The sequence below is a fragment of the Rhizobium laguerreae genome, from assembly GCF_019778565.1.
GTDB lineage: Bacteria > Pseudomonadota > Alphaproteobacteria > Rhizobiales > Rhizobiaceae > Rhizobium > Rhizobium laguerreae.
The window spans coordinates 25,534-44,750 of sequence record NZ_JAAXQT010000016.1 but is presented as its reverse complement, the minus strand read 5'-3'; the positions used below and the strand labels follow the sequence as shown (position 1 = coordinate 44,750).

Annotated in this window: 14 protein-coding genes; 11 read left to right on the top strand and 3 right to left on the bottom strand. The window is 63.0% G+C overall.

Features of this window, described 5'->3' with window-relative positions:
* Positions 1 to 100: 100 nt before the first annotated feature.
* From HFO71_RS33345 to HFO71_RS33335, 3 genes are read right to left on the bottom strand one after another with little or no spacing between them, the layout of a single operon-like run.
* Entirely contained in the window at positions 101 to 1,567 is a 1,467-nt protein-coding gene (locus tag HFO71_RS33345; RefSeq protein WP_221988969.1) for a DUF1254 domain-containing protein, read from the bottom strand.
* Positions 1,568 to 1,582: 15 nt separating this feature from the next.
* Complete coding sequence (locus HFO71_RS33340) at positions 1,583 to 2,986, bottom strand: DUF1254 domain-containing protein (RefSeq protein ID WP_221988967.1); 1,404 nt, start codon at positions 2,984 to 2,986, stop codon at positions 1,583 to 1,585.
* Between the two features lie 26 nt (positions 2,987 to 3,012).
* Entirely contained in the window at positions 3,013 to 3,774 is a 762-nt protein-coding gene (locus tag HFO71_RS33335; protein ID WP_221989019.1) for a hypothetical protein, read from the bottom strand.
* 612 nt (positions 3,775 to 4,386) lie between these two features.
* Here HFO71_RS33335 and HFO71_RS33330 point away from each other — a divergent pair.
* From HFO71_RS33330 to HFO71_RS33280, 11 genes are all read left to right on the top strand, one after another.
* Complete coding sequence (locus HFO71_RS33330) at positions 4,387 to 6,108, top strand: hypothetical protein (protein ID WP_221988965.1); 1,722 nt, start codon at positions 4,387 to 4,389, stop codon at positions 6,106 to 6,108.
* A gap of 85 nt (positions 6,109 to 6,193) precedes the next feature.
* Entirely contained in the window at positions 6,194 to 8,782 is a 2,589-nt protein-coding gene (locus HFO71_RS33325) for an SH3 domain-containing protein (RefSeq protein ID WP_221988963.1), read from the top strand.
* Positions 8,783 to 8,814: 32 nt separating this feature from the next.
* The gene (locus tag HFO71_RS33320) at positions 8,815 to 9,795 is read left to right on the top strand and encodes a SphA family protein (protein WP_221988961.1); all 981 of its coding nucleotides are present in this window, start codon (positions 8,815 to 8,817) and stop codon (positions 9,793 to 9,795) included.
* Positions 9,796 to 11,025 carry an alpha/beta hydrolase gene (locus HFO71_RS33315; protein WP_221988959.1) on the top strand — a complete coding sequence of 410 codons (1,230 nt, stop codon included), beginning with the start codon at positions 9,796 to 9,798 and terminating at the stop codon, positions 11,023 to 11,025.
* Positions 11,026 to 11,193: 168 nt separating this feature from the next.
* Positions 11,194 to 12,840, top strand: coding sequence for an arylsulfatase (locus tag HFO71_RS33310; RefSeq protein WP_221988958.1), 1,647 nt, complete (start codon positions 11,194 to 11,196; stop codon positions 12,838 to 12,840).
* 56 nt (positions 12,841 to 12,896) lie between these two features.
* Positions 12,897 to 13,874 (top strand): AAA family ATPase, encoded by a 978-nt coding sequence (locus tag HFO71_RS33305; protein WP_221988957.1) that lies wholly within the window; start codon positions 12,897 to 12,899, stop codon positions 13,872 to 13,874.
* Between the two features lie 9 nt (positions 13,875 to 13,883).
* Positions 13,884 to 14,825: a DUF58 domain-containing protein gene (locus tag HFO71_RS33300; RefSeq protein ID WP_221988956.1), complete on the top strand. Its 942-nt coding sequence runs from the start codon at positions 13,884 to 13,886 to the stop codon at positions 14,823 to 14,825.
* Positions 14,825 to 15,346: a DUF4381 domain-containing protein gene (locus HFO71_RS33295; RefSeq protein ID WP_221988955.1), complete on the top strand. Its 522-nt coding sequence runs from the start codon at positions 14,825 to 14,827 to the stop codon at positions 15,344 to 15,346. Before HFO71_RS33300 ends, HFO71_RS33295 begins: the two co-directional genes overlap by 1 nt.
* Positions 15,333 to 16,322, top strand: a complete 990-nt coding sequence (locus HFO71_RS33290) for a vWA domain-containing protein (RefSeq protein ID WP_221988954.1) — start codon at positions 15,333 to 15,335, stop codon at positions 16,320 to 16,322. The genes HFO71_RS33295 and HFO71_RS33290 overlap by 14 nt, the downstream gene beginning before the upstream one ends.
* Positions 16,319 to 17,872 carry a VWA domain-containing protein gene (locus HFO71_RS33285; RefSeq protein ID WP_221988953.1) on the top strand — a complete coding sequence of 518 codons (1,554 nt, stop codon included), beginning with the start codon at positions 16,319 to 16,321 and terminating at the stop codon, positions 17,870 to 17,872. Before HFO71_RS33290 ends, HFO71_RS33285 begins: the two co-directional genes overlap by 4 nt.
* Positions 17,869 to 19,182 carry a BatD family protein gene (locus HFO71_RS33280; protein ID WP_221988952.1) on the top strand — a complete coding sequence of 438 codons (1,314 nt, stop codon included), beginning with the start codon at positions 17,869 to 17,871 and terminating at the stop codon, positions 19,180 to 19,182. The genes HFO71_RS33285 and HFO71_RS33280 overlap by 4 nt, the downstream gene beginning before the upstream one ends.
* Positions 19,183 to 19,217 lie beyond the last annotated feature (35 nt).

Sequence of the window (19,217 nt, the reverse complement as noted above, 5' to 3'; positions counted from 1 at the left end):
TCAACACGCAGGGAGGGAAGCATGTAACAGTAACAACTCAGGCTACATCGACCGACGCAACCGCGAACCGCCTTGCGCACGTTGCTAGTCGTCTCGATGGTCATCCTTTCCTATCGATGTCGGGCAGGGTCCAGCTCTTGTCGAAGAACTTCTCCGTTGGTCCGTACCATCGAAAGTAGGCAAACCATCCTCGACCGGGGATCGTCCTGACCCAGTTGACATCGTCCTTCGGCACTTTCGGGCCGAAATGGATGTCGACCGAGCCGTCGGCGTTCTCCTTCAGCTTGTCCTGACTGGAAACGCCGGCCTTCATTGTCTCGGTCTTGATCATCGAGCGGGTCATGACATCGTATAAGGTGACCGCCCAGAATTCCTTGGCGGGGACGTCTGCCGGAACGTGCAGGGTGTAGTTCCTGCCGCCATCCAGCCATGCGCCTGTTTTGTCCTTAGCCGCGCTCATGTATTGCGAGCCAACGCCTGGGATCTTCTTGATCATACCTTCGGCGACGGTGATCGCCTCGAACGTATAGTCGGTTCGTTCGTCGAGCTGGGTGTATCCGGGCGCCTCCTGGGATGGATCGAGTGTCAGCACCCATTCCCAATGGGTTCCAGGGTAGGACGATGCATTCTCAAGGCGCGGGGCCATGCTGAGTGTCTGGGCCATCAAAAATCCGACGTCGGCGGCCTCGGTCAGTATCCTCTTCTGCCTGGCATCGGGCTCGAACGTTTTTCCTTTTTCGATGCCAAGCGGTTTCAGCATAGCGTGGAAGAAGCGGTCGCGATCTTCGACAGGTTCCTTGTCGAGAGCATCTGCTACGAGCTTCCAGTACTCGAAACCTTTTGGCGGGATGGAATTCAACGGGCGACCGCCTGCACGAACGACGCGCGTCTCCGGCGGGTTTTCGGCTTTCAACAACGGGTATGCCTTGATCCTTGCCAGCGTGTCCACCGCCGTCTTGATGTCTCCGTCCTTCACGAAGGCTCGGCCGATGAACATCGTCTGGTTTGTCCTCGACTTCATCGCGAGATAGCCGTCTGGAACGGGGCCGTCGTATCCCGGCGGCAGCAGCAGGAACTTGCCGCCCTTGCCCCTGTCGGGGCCGAACGGTCCGATCTCGACCACCGGGCGCTGCCAGAAGTCGTCGATCACGCCGTAGACGCCTACAGGAGAGTCGATGACGACGGGCCCGTCACGCTGGAGATCCGTAAACACGGCTGCGTAGATCGTCGTATTGTTGCCCGTCAGCGCGCCGACGGCCGGCGTGGTGTAGCCGTCGACAAGACCGACATCGTTGTAATCGACGCCCCAGTCCCGCTTGTTGGCCTGCACGAGCGCTTCCATCGATACGAGCGGCGTAGCCCAGATATAGGCTTGGGTAGCTCGCTGGAAGTCGAGCTCGTCGTATAGCTTGTCGACTGACTTCGCGCTCGGATATCCGCCCTGGAGTTCGATTGGGCCGACATGTGTTTCAATCCGCCCGGTCAGGACGTCCGCGCCAAAGGACCTGGGGGCCGTCGCCCCGACGAGAATCGAGGTCACTCCGACTGCAATAGCAAGGTTTCTCATGTCATTCTCCCCGCGCTATCTGCGCACCTCTTCGAGATCAGGCAGCACCCACGACTTGTCGAAGAGCGCCTTCGTGGGCGCGTAAAACCGGAACATGACTTCGAACTTCCGCTCGGGATCGGTCGGTATCCAGTTCGCCTCCTCCCCTTTCGGTGCCTTCGGGCCGAGGAAGATGTCGACCGAGCCATCCTTGTTCTTCTTGAGATCGGCGATCTGCGACGAACGGCTGGCGCGGTCCATGTTGCGAATGAGCGCATGGGTCTCGCGGTCGTAGGCGGTCAGCGACCAGTATTGCTGGACAGGCACGTCGGCTGGCACGCTCAGGCGATAGGTTTGCGACCCGTCGAAGTCCTGACTGGCCTTGTCCTTGATTGAGATCAGATAGAATTGCCCGGTCCCCAGCCGCTTCAGGCCGACGAAGGCGTAGCTGTAGGCGACGCCGCGCAGATCGACCGGATAGGCTTCGGGTTCGTCATATCCAGCTTGGGCGCTCTTCACGAGTTCGGGGCTGCCCGCGAAGTTCCATCGGCTGTTGTCGTAGAAGGGTATGAGACCGCTATCGTACTTCTCCGCGAGCCATTCCTTGCCCTCCTTCACGCCTGCTTCGAGCTGTTTCGCAACCGCCGGCGTCGGAGAGAATGTTTTGCCCTTTTCGATGCCGAGCGACCGAAGTGGGTCGATCATCGCCCGGTCGCGCGATAGCCACGGTTCGTACTGCACCACCCGGTCGAGCGACTTGAAGAAACTTTCGTCGTACTTGATGGTGGAATCGAAGACGACGCCTTCCGCATCGGTGAAGACCGTTTGCGGAGGGTTCGCGGCCTGCGACAGCGGATAGACCTTCAGTCGCTTGGCGTATTCGACAGACTTGGCAATGTCGGCGTCGCTGTGACTGGCAAGGTTCGATCGCAGAAGCGCGTATCCGCCGAAGGTGTCGGACTGAAGCGGGATGTAGCCGTCCGGGACCTTGTCCTTGTATCCCGGCGGAAGCACAAGATATTTGCCGCCCTTGCCCTGGTCGGCGCCGGACGGGCCAGCGTCCTCGAGGGCCATCTGCCAGACGTTGACGATGTTGCCGTTGATCGAGCCTCCCCCGGCGGGCGGCACCTCGATCACGACGGGACCAACATCCTTGGTGTCGGTGAATGCCATCAGATAGATCGCGTCCGGATTGGGCGTCAGGGTCTGGTTGTGCCAGTCGAGCGGCCGCGACCAGTGGAGGATCTGGTTCACCTTGCCCTTCGTCTTGGTGAGCATCTCCTGGAGCATCAGGTCGTAGTTGACCGCCGGGATGCCCCAGATGACGGCCTCGACGGCGCGCCGTTCGACCGTGCGGGACGCCAGCTCCTCAGGAGTGAACGCCGCGGCGGTGGTTGTAGCGGCCGAAAGCATGAGAAACGCGAAGACCGTTTTACGCATGGGATGCTCCTGAATTGCGTCGGATATCACCGTCCGACCGGCAACTGGAAGTTGACGCCGGCGAAGATCTGCCAGCGAGGCGCACCCGGTCCGTCGTGCCAGACCGTATACTGAGGCTCGACGAAGGCGTTCATCGTCACGCCCTTGTCGAGCTGGAACACCTTGCCGACGCCCGCGCCGACGGGGATGTAGGAGTTGCCGTTCTCGAGATTGAAGTTCCACGTCGCCGACGAACGCAGATACCAGCCGTCCGACAGGTTGATGTTGAGAATCGGCTGGAAGGTCAGAAGGTTCACGTCCTCCCGGTCGTCCACACCGGCGAAGGACGTCTGATAGGTCGCGAGCGCTCCGAGGAGTCCCCACCTTTGAGGCGCGACGACGACGCCCGCCGCTCCGATCTGCCATTTGCCGCTTCCAAGGGACTCGTCCGTGGCGGTGGGAATGACGAGCAACGGGCCGACGCCGAGGGTGACATCCCCATGCTTCGGCAGGATGAAGATGTCCATCAGCGTGAGATCGCCGAGCCCCGTGACATATCCGCTTGGAACGTCGGGGGACGTCGCGATCGGGAGCGTAAAGCGAAGAAGCTGGGGCAGCCCGAACATGTCCGACGGGATGAGACCGCGCAGCAGGAACTGGTTCGCCTCGGGCTCTCCCGGCGTGTCGATGAAGCTCGGAATATAGTAGTCCTGAAGGTTGATGGTGATCTTCGGCGTGAGCGGGTTGTTGGCCTCGTTGACGGCTTCGTGGCCTTCCTGCGCGAGCGCCGGGAGGGCGGCTGTCAGCATCAGGATGCCCGAGGTCAAACAAATCTGAGCGCGCACGAGAGCCTCCCGTTTCCATCGCGCGCATTCGAGCACGAAGGGCCTCGGGCTCACAGATTGTTACAGTAACAAGGCGGCGCCCGGTCCCGGCGACATCAAAATGTAACTGTAACAATCTCGCTTTTTTCGATTGGCCCAGGCGAGAATGGCCGATGCGTATCCGCGCCCTCGCACGCCTCCTGCTCGAAAAGGATCGCCTGCTCGCCATGGACACTCCCAGAGACGCCGCCCATCGCGGACTGCTGAAGCTGATGCTGCGACTGCCGTCTCTGCGCGGCGAGCTTCAACGTCTCTGGCCAGACGACGCCTCGTTCGACGCCCTGTGCGAGGCCTACGAGGACGCGACGGTTACGCTTGACCGCCTCCTGACGTCCCCGAGAGAAGGCGAGGATGAACTGGTAGACGAATATCGCAACTTGTGTCGGGCCCTGGAATCGGACGTCGTAGCGCGGTGCCGCACACGGACAGCGCGATCACGCCCTTAAAAACTTCCCATCTGCCGCTTTATGGTTGCAAGCAAAAGTGCGCCAGCATACATTCGCTACTGCTTATTGGCGGACGGGCGCGAGGTGCGGAATGGCAGCGAACGGCGTGAGCAATGGGGCGCGGGTGGTTTCCGAGGAGGAGGCCCGCGCGGAAGCGGAGCGGCTGCTGGACGATCCACGGCTACACGTATCGGAGCGCCACAGAGCTTTCCTGCGGTACATCGTCGACGCCCGGTTCGAAGGCCGTAGCGACACGATCAAGGCCTATTCGATAGCGATCGACGTCTTCAACAGGCCGGCCTCCTTCGACCCCTCCTCGGATCCCATCGTCCGCATCGAGGCCACCCGTCTGCGGGAATCTCTTCAAAAATACTATGGACAGATTGCCGACGAGCCGGGCGCGCGCCTCGACATCCCGCGCGGGCGCTACGTCCCGGTGTTCGTGGAACGCGATCAGCCGCCCTGCCCCGATGAGGAAGGCGAACTTGAGGAGGCCGGCCTGCCGACGGAGGAGCCGACGCAAGTCGCTTTGCGGCCCGTTAGTGGAAAATGGCGTCATGTCGTTATGGGAGGAGCAGTTCTCCTGGCCGTCTCCTTGGCAGTGGGCCTTGCATATGACGCGGCGAGCCCGAAGCTTCCGGACACGCAGAAGCCCTTCATCGCGCTATCGATGAACGCATCACAACAAGACAAGGCTGCCGGTGAAGCGGTCACGGAAGATCTCGCCGTGTCGCTCGCACGGTTTGGCACCGTCCGTCTGCAGTCCGACGCCGCCGTCTCGAGGTCGTCTCGTGACGAGGTGCAGCAGAGTTTCTACAAGATCAAGATGCGTTACGCCGAAAATGAGAGTTCGGTTTCGTTATGGTGGCAAGTCGCCGACGCCAACAGCGGCGAGGCAGTCTGGACCGACGAAGAGCGACGTCCGGTCGCCGCCGGAACGCGCGAGGAGGCGATGCGCGACCTGGTCTTTTCGGTTTCGCGAAGGCTCGCAAGACCCGCCGGTATCATCAATGCGATCGAGCTTAGACGCAACCTGCCGGCATCAACGATCGGCAACGTGTGTGTCCTCAGAGGCGAGTTCGCAGTCGAGCAACGCGACGCCGCCGGTCTTAAGGCCGCCCGCTCCTGCCTGGCCGCCACGATCGCCGCAGATCCCTCCGACTCCGATGCGATGGCGACGCTTGCGCGCGTCTATGTCTGGATCGGCCGCGCAAGCGGGGACGGCAGTTACTTCGGCCGCGGCCTGGAATTGGCGAACCGGGCAGCGACCCTCTCGCCTTCCTCGCCAAGAGCGGCACTGGCGCAATTGGCGGTGCAGTATCAGCTCGGACAAAACGAGATCTCGATAGCCGCCGGCCGCCGCGGCGTCGCGCTAAACCCTGAAAATGCCGACCTGCTCGCCAAGCTTTCCATGGTGGTTTTCCTTACAGGACATTGGGAAGAGGGCGTGCAGCTTGCGAAACGGGCTGCGGAGGTTGCCGGACAGCCCATACGCGACGCAAGCTTCGTCATGATCCTCGACGAATATCGCCAGGAACGTTACGCGCAAGCAGTGTTTCTTGCACGGCAGGTTCCGGCACCGGACGCGCCGACGACGGTTTTGAAGCTGGCCGCGATCGCTCGCCTCGGCGACCGGCCGGTGACGGAGCTGGAGATCGCCGCAGCCCGGCTGCAGCATCCCGATCTCGAGCGGACGGTCGCCGCGATGTTCTCCGGAGCACGCTACGACAGCAATCTCAGAGACGCGCTGCGCGCAGGCATTTCGGAAGCCGGGCTCAAGATGCCCGAACTCGCCAGCAATGGTGCGATGTAACAGTAACATCCTTGTCCTAAAGGCTGCCCCGATGGCATTCCTTCGACGGGTCCGCAGATGCGGGCGATGACGTCGAAGGGCCGCCATGATGCGCAAGCTGCTTGTCTTCTCAGTCGCCTCCACCTTTCTTGCAGGCAACGTGCTGGCCGATCCCGCGGTCATGACCGCGGCCGTCAATTTGCGCTCGGGACCGGGCACCGGTTTCGCGGCGGTCGGAAGCGTTCCGGAAGGCGCGCGGGTCGACCTCAAGGAATGTGACGCGAGCGGCGCATGGTGCGCGATTGATTTCGGTGGCAAAAGCGGCTTCGTCAGCGGGCGCTATCTCAGCCAAGCTTCAGCCGAAACCCCGACCTGGCCGAAGACGTTCACGACAGATAGTGGGGCGACGCTGACCTTATTCCAGCCGCAGGTGATCGATTGGCCGAACTTTACAAAGCTCGACGCGCTGATCGCCGCGGAGCTGAAGCTCTCGAAGGACTCGCAACCGATCTACGGCGTAATCGGCGTCACGGCGAAGACGGTTGCCGACGACGAGACCGACAACATCGTTCTGACGGACGTCCAGACGACCGCGGTATACTTCTCGACGCTCGACAAGGAACAGCTTTCGAAACTGGCGCTCGGCGTCGGCAGGATCATGCCGACGGATCCGATCATGGTCTCGCAGGACCGCCTTACGGCGAGCCTCGCCGATTATAAGCGGTTGAACGATGTCTCGGGGCTGAAGGCTGATCCGCCGCCGATCTTCACGAGTGAAACCTCCGCCATTCTCGTGCAGACCGACGGCAAGGCGGTGGTTTCTCCGGTCAAGGGCGTGCAGGGCCTCTCCTTCGTCGTCAACACCAACTGGGACATCTTCCAGACCGACGCCGACAAGGCCTTCTATCTCAGGAGCGAGAAGAACTGGCTGACGGCGTCGAGCCTGGACAGCGAATGGACGGAAGCAGATGCGCTGCCGCCCGAGATATCCAGCCTGCCCGACGACGACGCCTGGAAGGACGTGAAGGCCGCCCTGCCCGCGACGAAGTTCGGTGAAAGCGGCGTCTCCAGGGTCTTCTATTCGGACGTGCCGGCCGAACTCCTCTTGTTCGAAGGAAAGCCCGCACTGCAGAAAGTGCCGGGGACGGGACTGGAATGGGCTTCGAACACGACCAGCGACGTCTTCTACCGCCCCTTCGACACGACATGGTACGTGCTGCTTTCCGGCCGCTGGTTCTCGGCGCCTTCGCTCGACGGGCCCTGGACGTTTGCAACGCCGAACCTGCCTGCCGACTTCCAGAACATTCCGCAGGACGCGCCCTACTACGCCGTCCGAGCCTCGGTGCCGGGAACGTCGGAAGGCGCCGAGGCGCGCCTGAAGGCGAGCATCCCTCAGATGGCCCGCGTCGCGACCGACGGAACCGTCAAGGTCGACGTCGCCTACAGCGGCGATCCGAAGTTCGAGACAATCGACGGCACCAGTCTCTCCTATGCGGTGAACTCGAACGAACAGGTCATCAAGGTCGGCGAAAAATATTTCGTGCTGAAGGATGGGGTCTGGTTCGTCGGCGACACGCCGAGCGGACCATTCGAAGTGGCGAAAGCCGTTCCGGACGAAGTCTACAAAATCCCGGCGTCTTCCCCCGTCTACAACGTCACCTATGTCAGGGTCTACGACACGGAGCCTGACGCCGTCTGGTACGGCTATACTGCGGGCTACCTCGGGGCCTATCTCGCATGGGACGCCCTCGTCTGGGGAACCGGATGGGCCTACCGCCCCTGGTGGGACTTCGGCTGGGCGGGCGGTTACTGGCCCTATTATCCCAGGCCCGTCACCTACGGGGTCGGCGCCTTCTACAATCCTGCCTTCGGCACCTTCGGCCGCTACGGCTATGCCTACGGTCCCTATCGTGGCATCGCCGGCGGGGCGGCCTACAATCCTCGCACCGGCACCTACGTCAGAGGCGGCGCCATCTCCGGCCCGGCGGGTTCGCGTGGCTTCGTCGCCGCCTTCAATCCACGCACCGGCAGCGCCTTCGCGGCGCGCGGCGGCACCAACGTCTATGGGTCGTGGGGCACGGCAGCCGTCAAGCACGGTGGCGAGTTCGCCCGCGTCAGCGGCGGTTCGACGGGCAACGCCGCCGGCCTCCACTGGCACAGCTCCTCGGGCGACCGCGGCTTCATCGCCGGCGGCAAGGGTGGCGACATCTATGCGGGACACGACGGCAACGTCTATCGCCGCGAGAACGGCGAATGGCAGAAGCATACGCCGGATGGCTGGGATCCAGTGAACCGTCCGGCCACCGAAGGGCTGAAGAGCCCCGGCGAGCAGTTTGCTTCCAAGCATCAGGAAGCCGCCGACCGCATTCGCCAGAACGCTCCCGAGCGGGCGCAACACATCCAGGACCGGGTGCAGAGCAATCCGGCCGCGAAGGAACGAGTCCAGAACCGGGTGCAGACCCGCCAAAACGCCGCTCCTCGCCGGCAGGTCCGCGAACGAGCGCCCGACAATCTCGGCGTCGACCGCGTCGCTCGGCATGTCGGCAACCAGCGCGATCTGTCGCGAAGCTACGGACGCCGCGACATCGGCCAGTTCGGCGGCGGACGGCAGATCGGCGGCGGTGGAGGCCGGGAATTCAGTGGTTCACGCGGCGGCGGCTTTCACGGCGGCGGCGGTCACTTTCGCAGACGCTGAGCATGCGGGAATCTTCAAACGCGGGAAATTCGATGACCTTTGAATTCGGCAGACGGCTGGCCTTCATCGCAGCGGCGACGTTGTTTCCTTCCCTTGCGATGGCGGCCGAGGGCGGCGCGGGCTTCTATCTGCTTGGCGCGAAGCTTCCCGCAAGTGCGATCACGCCGCCGCCTGGCGTGTTCTTCTCGAACGACATTTACATGTACACGGGCGATCTCGGCGGTGGAAGCGCGCTTCCTTCGGGCGGTCGGCTCGCGGTCGGCGTCGAAGGATCGGCCATCATCGAGGTGCCGACCGTGCTCTGGATCCTTCCGGAGGAGGTTGCCGGTGGTCACCTCGGGCTGTCGCTGACCGTTCCGGTCGGCTGGAAGAATACCGACGCGGACGTGACGTTGGCGGGACCGCGAGGTGGAACGGCGTCAGGATCGATCTCCGATCCGGTCTTCACCGTCGGCGATCCGGTTCTTGGCGCCCTGCTTGGCTGGGAGGCCGGAAACTTCCATTGGCAGACGAGCCTTCTCGTAAACGTTCCGGTCGGTGACTATCAGGACGGCGAGATATCGAACATAGCCTTCCACCACTGGGGCGCCGACGTCTCGGCCGGCGTGACCTGGCTCGATCCGACGGTCGGCCTCGACCTGTCGGCGGTGGTCGGCATGACATTCAATGCCGAGAACCCCGCCACCGACTACCGCACGGGCAACGAGTTCCATGTCGAATGGGCGGCCGTCCAGCACTTCAACGAGCAGTTCGACGCCGGTCTGGTCGGCTACTACTACGACCAGGTGACCGGCGACAGCGGCGCCGGCGCGTCCAGCGATTTCAAGGGGCGCGTCGCGGCCATCGGCGCGACGATCGGCTGGACGTTCAAAGCGGGTGAAGTGCCGATATCGACCCGCATCAAGTATTTCCATGAATTCGCCGCCGAAAACCGCGCAGAGGGAGACGCCATCTATCTGACGGTCTCGATGCCCTTGTCGATCACCAATCCCACCAACATAGCGGCGCAATAGATGAAGCTCCTGAGGCTGACTCATGTCGTTTTGACCGGCTTCCTCCCGGCGCTGGCCGGCTGCGGGCACCCGAGCGGTGTCATGCAGCCGGTTGGGCTTGCGGCGGGAACGAGCGCGACGCAGGTCGACATGCTCGTCGCGACGACCCGGCAGCCGTCGGGCGATTCGGCGACGCTGTTCAACGGCGAACGGAGCCCGAAGCCGTATATGACCGACGTCGCGGTCTCCATTCCAACGAAGCGCGAGCCGGGCACCGTCCAGTGGCCGCAGCGGCTGCCGCCCAATCCCGCCACGGACTTTGCCGTCACGCGGGTGAAGCAGATCGACACCATTCCGGAAGGCCGGGCATGGTTCCGCCAGCACATCGAGGGCGGACATGCGCTGGTCTTCATCCACGGCTTCAACAACAAGTACGAGGATTCGGTCTTCCGCCTCGCCCAGATCGTCCACGACAGCGGCATGCAGGCGACGCCGATCCTCTTCACCTGGCCGTCACGCGCGCAACTCACCGGATACGAATACGACAAGGAGAGCACGAACTATTCGCGCACGGCGCTCGAGCAGTCCCTGCGGGTCCTCGCCGCCGATCCTGATGTGAAGGACATCACCATCCTCGCGCATTCCATGGGAACGTGGCTGGCGATGGAATCGCTGCGGCAGATGGGCATCCGCGACGGCCACGTCAACGCCAAGATACACAACGTCATCCTCGCCTCGCCCGACATCGACATCCAGGTGTTTGCCAAGCAGTACGTCGAAATGGGCGAGCCCAAGCCTAAGTTCACGATCTTCGTGTCCCAGGACGACCGGGCGCTCGCGGCATCGAGCTTCATCACCGGCAACGTCTCGCGGCTGGGCGCGATCGACCCGTCGAAAGAGCCGTATCGCTCGCGACTGGAGAAAGCCGGCATCACGGCCATCGATCTCACGAAGGTCAAGACCGAAGACAGCCTGCACCACGGCAAGTTCGCCGAGAGCCCGGAGATCGTCCAGCTCATCGGCCAAAGGCTGATGACCGGGCAGACGCTGACAGACAGCAACGTCTCTCTTGGTCAGGGCGTCGCCGCCGTCGTGGGCGGGACGGCGCGTACCGTGGGCACGGTTGCGGGCGCGGCCGTCGCCGCCCCGCTGACGATCATCGAACAGCCGGCAAGAAGACAGCAACCGACAGGATCGGACTTGGAAGACAGCCTGAACAACGATCACCAGTCCAAGCCCCTGACGCAATAGCAGGCTTGGGTGGGCGGATTGTTACCCCCGGCTGCCCGCAATGTAACTGTTACAAGCTTACCCCCTCGCCACGCGTGACGCAGTATCGCGGCGCATAGGAACCCGACGAAAACTACGCATTCCGCCTGACAAGCCCTGACGCATTCGCAAGTAGAAAGGAACCTTGTGATGAGTACGCCCATCCATCGAAGACTTCTTGCAGCAACCGCCGCGGTAGTCATGACCATGACCTCGGCGGTCATCGTCGCGCCCGCCTTCGCACAACAGGCGGCGCCCTCGACCACGACGCAACCCGCCGCGACAGAGACCTCGAGGCCTAACATCCTTGTCATCTTCGGCGACGACGTCGGACAGACCAACATCAGCGCCTATTCCTTCGGCGTCGTCGGTTACAAGACGCCGAACATCGACAGCATCGCCAAGTCCGGCATCATGTTCACCGACTACTATGCCGAGAACAGTTGCACGGCGGGCCGCTCGACCTTCATCACCGGCCAGTCATGCCTGCGCACCGGTCTCTGCAAGGTGGGCGCACCCGGTGCTCCGGTCGGGCTGCAGGCCGGCGACATCACGATCGCCCAGGCGCTGAAGCCGCTCGGCTATGCGACCGGCCAGTTCGGCAAAAACCACCTCGGTGACAGGGACGAGTACCTGCCGACGAAGCACGGCTTCGACGAATTCTTCGGCAACCTCTATCATCTGAACGCCGAAGAGGAACCTGAGGCACCCTACTGGCCGAAGGACGACGCCGAGTTTCTGAAGGCTTATTCGCCCCGCGGCGTCATCAAGGCGTCGGCCGACGGCAAGATCGAGGACAGCGGTCCACTGACCAAGAAGCGGATGGAGACCATCGACGACGAGACCAGCGCCGCGGCGATGGATTTCATGGATCGTCAGGTGAAGGCGAAAAAGCCGTTTTTCACCTGGATGAACGCGACCCGCATGCACGTCTTCACGCACGTGCGGGATTCGATGCGTGGCCAGAGCGGCATGCCGGGCAACGAGTATGCCGACGGGATGGTCGAGCACGACCAGATGGTCGGGAAGCTTCTACAGAAGCTGGAGGAACTTGGCGTCGCCGACAACACCATCGTCGTCTACACCACCGACAACGGGCCGAACCAATGGTCCTGGCCAGACGCGGCGACGACGCCGTTCCGCAGCGAGAAGGACACGAACTGGGAAGGCGCGTTCCGCGTCCCGGCCATCGTGAAATGGCCGGGACGCATCCAGCCGGGCCAGGTCTCGAATGAGATGATGTCTGGCCTCGACTGGTTCCCGACGCTGCTTGCGGCCGCCGGTGATCCCGACGTTAAAAGCCGCCTCCTCAGTGGCTGGAAACCCGAGGGAAGCGCCACCAGCTTCCGCAACCACCTCGACGGCTACAACCAGCTCGACTACATCACCGGGAAGACGGACAAGAGCGCCCGCAATGACTTCTACTACTTCGACGACGACGGGGAGCTTGTCGCGATCCGCTACGACGACTGGAAGGTCGTCTTCAAGGAACAGCTCCATCCTGGCGGCTTCATCGTATGGCAGGCCCCGCTCGTGACCTGGAGGGCTCCGAAGCTGTTCAACCTGCGCATGGACCCTTATGAACGGGCCGACGTCGTCTCGGATCAGTATTACGACTGGATGGTCCGCAACGACTACATGCTCGTCAAGGGGCAGCTTAAGAGCGCCGCCTTCCTGGAAACCTTCGTGAAGTATCCGCCGAGCCAGCGCGTCGCCAGCTTCAATATCGAAGGCGTCCGCGATCAGGTCGACAAGGCGATCGACCAGTCCTTCAAGGATCGCGGCATCGAGAAGTAGCACCACATAGGCGCGCCGGATCCCGGCGCGCCTATCCCTCAATCATAGAGAGCGCCATGTCAGCTCGTGAAGACATCCTTCAGCTCGGCACGCGTATCGGCCGTTCGATCATTGGCCAGGAGGCGATGGTCGAACGCCTCCTCCTCGGGCTGCTCGCCAACGGCCATCTGCTGGTCGAAGGCCTGCCAGGTCTTGCAAAGACACGGGCGATCAAGAGCTTGGCAAAGAACCTTGATTCAGAGCTTTCACGCGTTCAATTCACGCCCGACCTTCTCCCGGCCGACATTACCGGCTCCGAGATCTACTTCAGCGAGGGCGGCAAGGGCGAATTCAAGTTCCAACAGGGGCCGATCTTCGCCAATCTCATTCTGGCGGACGAGATCAACCGCGCGCCGGCCAAGGTGCAGTCCGCTCTGCTCGAGGCCATGGAGGAGCGCCAGGTCACCGTTGGCGGCAAGAGCTATCCGCTGCCGCCGCTGTTCATGGTGATGGCGACGCAAAATCCCATCGAGCAGGAGGGCACCTACCCTCTCCCCGAGGCGCAGCTCGACCGCTTCCTGATGCATGTCGAGGTCGGCTATCCGGACGAGGCGTCGGAGGCGTCAATCATGCGGCTCAACCGCAAAGAAGAAAACGAGGCGCATGGCGGCGCGAAGCCGCTGTCGCCGGAAAGGCTGAACCCACAGGCCGTATTCGACGCCCGGAAGGAGATCGGCGCTGTTACCGTTTCCGAACCCGTCGAGAAGTACATGGTGGCGCTCGTCTTCGCCACGCGTTATCCCGACCGCTACGACAAGGATCTCGCAAGGCTGCTGCAGGTGGGTGCCAGCCCTCGCGGTGCAATCGGCATCGACAAGGTTTCGCGATCCTATGCCTGGCTGAAGGGGCGCGATTATGTCACCCCTGATGACGTCAAGGCGATCGTCCACGATGTCTTCCGACACCGGCTGATCCTGTCCTATGAAGCGCACGCGTCGAACACGACGCCGGATCATGTGATCGACCGGATCACCGAGCTCGTCGCGGTATCTTGAGGGAAAGCCATGGCTGCGGGAGATGGCGTCCACGTTTCGACCGAGCAGCTCGTCGCCCTTGAGGCAAGAGCTCGAGACCTGAGCTTCGTACAAAAGGCGCGCAGCCACCAGCAGCTTGCAGGCCGCATGCAGTCGGCGATGCGCGGCCGGGGACTGACGTTCGAGGAGCTTCGCAACTACCTGCCGGGCGACGACATCCGATCCATCGACTGGCGTGTCACGGCGCGCACCACGAAGCCGGTCGTACGCGTCTATTCCGAAGAGAAGGAACGCCCGGCGCTGATCCTCGTCGACCAGCGGATCAACATGTTCTTCGGCAGCAGGCGATCGATGAAATCGGTGACGGCGGCGGAAGCCGCAATGCTTTGCGCCTGGCGGATTCTCGGTTCCGGCGACCGGGTGGGAGGATTCGTCTTCGGCGACGGCGGGACCAGCGAGGTGAAGCCGCATCGCAGTCGCAACGCCGTGATCGCCTTCGCGGACCGCATCGCCGAAAAGAACAAGGAACTGAGGGCCGACGCGGCCTCGACCGCGGCGTCCGGACAACTCGACGCCGTGCTCGAAACCGTCTCGAACATCGCCCATCACGGCCATCTCCTGGTGGTGATCTCAGACTTCGACGGGCATACGGCACGGACCCGAGACCTTCTTCTGCGCCTCTCCTCCCGCAACGACGTGGTCTGCATCCTCGTCTACGATCCCTTCCTTCTGGAACTGCCGGCGTCCGGCGAGATCGTCGTCAGCGCCGGCGGTCCGCAGGCGGAGCTCGCGTTTCGAACGGCGAGCGTTCGGGCCTCGATCGACGCGTTTGCACGCAACCGCGGGCGGGAACTTCGTGCGTGGCAGGCCGAACTTGGTATTCCCATGCTGCCTATTTCGGCTGCCGAAGAGACCGCACCCCAGCTTCGGCGTCTGCTGGAGCAGTCGGCGTGGCGGCAGAGGAGGCGATGATGGAGCCGACGACCAAACCTGACCCGATAACGGAAGCGGCACTGCGGTCGCTGCACGATATAGCGATGCCGGAACCTGTCTCGTGGATGCTACAGACATGGGGATGGGCCGTGCTTCTGGGCGCGATGGTCGCCATGTTAGCGCTGGCCGGGCTCCGATGGCTCCTTCGCTATCGCGCAGACGCTTACAGGCGTGAGGCGCTCGCGCTTCTGGTCGTCATCGAAGAACGCCTTCGGCGACCGGAAACGCGCCGAGACGGCATCCTTGAACTCGGGGAGATCCTGAAGCGTACCGCGTTGGCCGTATGGCCCCGTGCTGAAGTTGCCTCGCTTTCGGCCAACGCCTGGACTCGCTTTCTTGAAGAGCATGATCTCGACGGTGCCGGGCATGCTCTCGAGCGGCTGCTGGACGACTTCGAATACCATGGTTCGGAGGTCGTCGCCGACCTTCCTTCGAACGTCTGCGGCGACCTGGTGGCCGCCGCCCGTAACTGGATCGAGCGTCACCATGTACCAACTTGATCTCCCATGGCTACTGTTGACGCTCCCCGCTCCCCTGCTGGTCTGGTGGCTGCTCCCGCCGCATCGGGAAACGTCCGCGTCGATCAGGCTGCCCTTTTTCACCGAAGTGGCCGAGGCGGCCGGGGTGCGACCGACCGAAGGTTCGGTGATCGCCCGCAGGACATGGCCACGGATCCTGTGCGAAGGAGCCGCGTGGTGCCTCGTGGTGGTGGCGCTCGCCGGTCCTCAATTCGTCGAGCCGCCGATCGAGAAGGTCGAGCCGCAGCGCGACATTCTTCTGGCGCTCGACCTTTCGCAGTCGATGGACACGAAGGATTTCCCCGGCGCGGATGGGAAGCCGCTTGCCCGTGTCGACGCGGTCAAGCAGGTCGTGGCGGACTTCGTCGGCAGGCGGCCCGGCGACCGGATCGGCCTTGTCGCCTTCGGCGATGCCCCCTACCCGCTCGCGCCCTTCACCATGGATCATCCGCTGGTCCAGACGATGATCGCGGACGCCGTTCCGGGGATGGCCGGACCGCGGACGTCGCTCGGGGACGCGTTGGGACTGGCGATCAAGATGTTCGAGAAGACGACCGTTCCGGAGAAGGTGCTGATCGTTCTGACGGACGGCAATGACACGGCCAGCAAGATGCCGCCGCTGAAGGCTGCCGAGATTGCGAAGTCGAAAGGCGTCGTCGTCCATGCCGTCGGTATCGGCGACCCACTAGCGACAGGCGAGGACAAGCTCGACACGGCGACGCTGCAGAAGATCGCGCAGAAGTCCGGCGGTCGATACTTCTTCGGCGGCGACCAGGCGCAGCTCGCATCCATCTACCAGGTGCTCGACCAGATCACTCCGGAAGACCAGAAGAACCTGTCGTGGCGGCCGCGAGCCGAACTGTTTCAATGGCCGCTGCTGGCGGCCGTCGTGCTGCTGGCAGGGTTCCACGCGTCTACCGGCGCAGTCGGCTTCCTTCGCCGAAGAGCCATTTCATGATCGCCGACTTTCACTTCATTCGCCCCTGGCTGTTGCCCCTGCTTTTATTGCCGGCGGTGATATTGTGGCTGGAGTCCCGCTCGGGCGACGTCCGGTCGCAGTGGAAGAGCATGATCGCGCCGCACCTGTTGGACAGCCTGGTCGTCGATGGGTCGGGTGAATCCAGGATCAGTCCGTCTTGGCTGCTCGCCGGAATTCTAGTCGCTGGGATCGTCGGCGCGGCAGGCCCCACGTGGCAGCGCGAACCGCCGCCCTTCGTCGAGGACACGGCGCCTCTCGTCATCGCAGTCGACCTTTCGCAGACGATGGACGCCATCGACGTGACACCGTCGCGGATCGAGCGCGCCAAGCTGAAGATCAAGGACGTGATCGATACGAGACAAGGTGCCCGGACTGCGATCGTCGCCTACGCGGGCACCGCCCATCTCGTCCTGCCACCGACAGAGGACGCCGCCTTGCTCGAAAGTTACTCCGAGGCATTGGCGACGCGGCTGATGCCGAGGCCCGGCAAGGACACGGCAGCCGCCCTGTCGCTCGCGGAAAAGCTCCTCGAAAAGGAAGAAACGTCGGGCACGATCCTGCTGCTGACCGACGGAGTCGAAGACGCGGCTTCGAAGGCGATCGAATTGAATTCGAACGGCATCATCATCCTTGGCGTCGGCACGTCGGCCGGCGGTCCGGTCAAGATGCCCGACGGAGGATTCGTTTCCGACGCTTCCGGATCACGCCTGTTCTCGAAGCTCGACCTAGCCAGCCTGGAGGAAATCGGAAAGGAGACCGGAGCCGACGTCGCGACTGTGACCGACGACGACACGGACGTGCGGTGGATAGCGGAGCGGGTGCGCTCGAACTACGCCCAGAAGCAGGCCAAAGAAGGCGACCGCTGGCACGATCTGGGCTGGTGGCTGGTCGTGCCCATGTCGATCGCCTTGGCGTTGTCCTTCCGCAGCGGATGGGTGGCTCGAACCGGCGTCCTGCTGCTGGCGGTCCATCTGTTCTCGCCAGACAGCGCACGTGCCGACGGTCTGATGGACATGTGGCTGACCCACGACCAGCAGGGCCGGATCGCCTTCGAACGCGGCGAGTTCGACGCCGCTGCTGGGCACTTCGTCGACCCGATGTGGAAAGGCGTCGCCCTTTATCGAGCCGGCAAATTCCGGGAGGCGGTGGACGCGCTTGCCGCCGTGGAGACAGCCGAGAGCTGGTACGATCAGGGCAACGCCTTTCTGCATCTGGGCATGTACGACGAGGCCGTCGCGGCGTACGGCAAGGCGCTTGAGAAGCGGAAGGATTGGGCGGCGGCGCTCGCAAACCTTGCCATCGCGCAGCAGCTCCTCAAGGCCCAGAAGGAAAAGCAGGAAGAACAGTCGGAGCAGCCGAGCGAGGCGCCCGACAGCGTCCAGTTCGACGACAAGGGAAAGCAGGGCAAGGAAGGCACGATCAACGCCGCCGAACAGACCTCCGAGAGGTGGATGAAGAACATCAACGTCAGCCCGGCCGACCTGATGGCGCGCAAATTCTCGATCGAGGCGGGAAGGAAGTCGCAATGAGATTGCTCGTGCTCCTGATCGGTCTGCTGACTTCTACATACGTATTCGCAGCCGAGCCGTTCGGGCGCGCGTCGATCGAAGGCGCCGAAGGCATCGTTCCCGGCCAGCAGGTGCACGTCGTCGTCGACGTGTTCGCGCCGGAATTCTTCACATCGCCACCGCAGTTTCCGCTCTTCGACGTTCCGGACGCTCTCGTGACGATGTCCGACGACCGCACCCAGAACCTGGTTCAGACGATCGACGGCGTTCAGTATTCGGGGATCAGGAGGAGCTACGCGATCGTTCCGGAAAAGGCGGGGTCCTTCCAGCTTCCAGTGGTCGAAATCGATCTCGGCTACTCGTCCAACGGCAATTCGACGAAGGCGATTGTGAAGATCGCCCTTCCCTCCTTCGACGTCGGCGTTTCCTCCAACCAGGCCGCCCCGCCATTCGCCGCGCGCAGCCTGACGATGACGGAGTCCTTCGACAGGGACCCGGCGAGCCTGAAGGTAGGCGACGCTCTGGTGAGGACGGTCGTTATCTTCGCGGAGGACACACAGGCGATGCTGATACCTCCGGTCGCATTCGGAACGACAGCGGGGTTGGCGCGGTACGAAAAGCCGGCGGTACTTGCAGACGACGTCGAGCAGAGAGGGATCGGCCGCAGCGCCGAAACTGGGAGCACGCGGAGCGAGACGGTCGTCTATACTGTCTCCGACACGGGACGCTTTCCACTTCCGGCGATCACCTATCCGTGGTTCGACGTGGACGAGCACGTCCTGTCAGCCGCGACCCTCCCCGTCACTGACGTCGTCGTCGCGCCGGCTGCAGTTGCCGAACGCATCCAGCCTGAGCTTCAACGCGAGAATGCGCCTGCGAGCCGCGTGTGGAGAGGCTGGCTTTTGGTCATCTTGCTATGCGCAATCGATTTGGCGGTCGCCGCTTTCGCCTGGTGGCGGTTACCGGCAATCCGTACCTGGGCGGCACGCGTGCGCCAGCGGCGCAGGAATTCTCCGCGGCGTCGGCTTAGTCGGATTCGAACGATCATTCGAGTAGGTGACGAGCTCGCGGTCTATCGAGGGCTTCAGGACTGGAGCGGTACTCTGGGATATCGAACGGTTTCTGAGTGGGTGGAGGCACAGGCCTGTCCGCGTCTCTCGGCTCAAGTCGCCATCCTCGAACGTCGGCTCTTCAGGTCCCGCGACATGCAGTTGGATCGGGCGGCGCTAGCGTCGGCGATCACCTTGCCGGTGGCCGATGGTCGGCCACCGAAACGCGCCTTGCCCGATCTCAATCCGACGGCGGAAGACGCATTGTTACGCCCATTGTAACGGTAACAAGCTTCCCTCGCCGCGCGCGGGAGCTA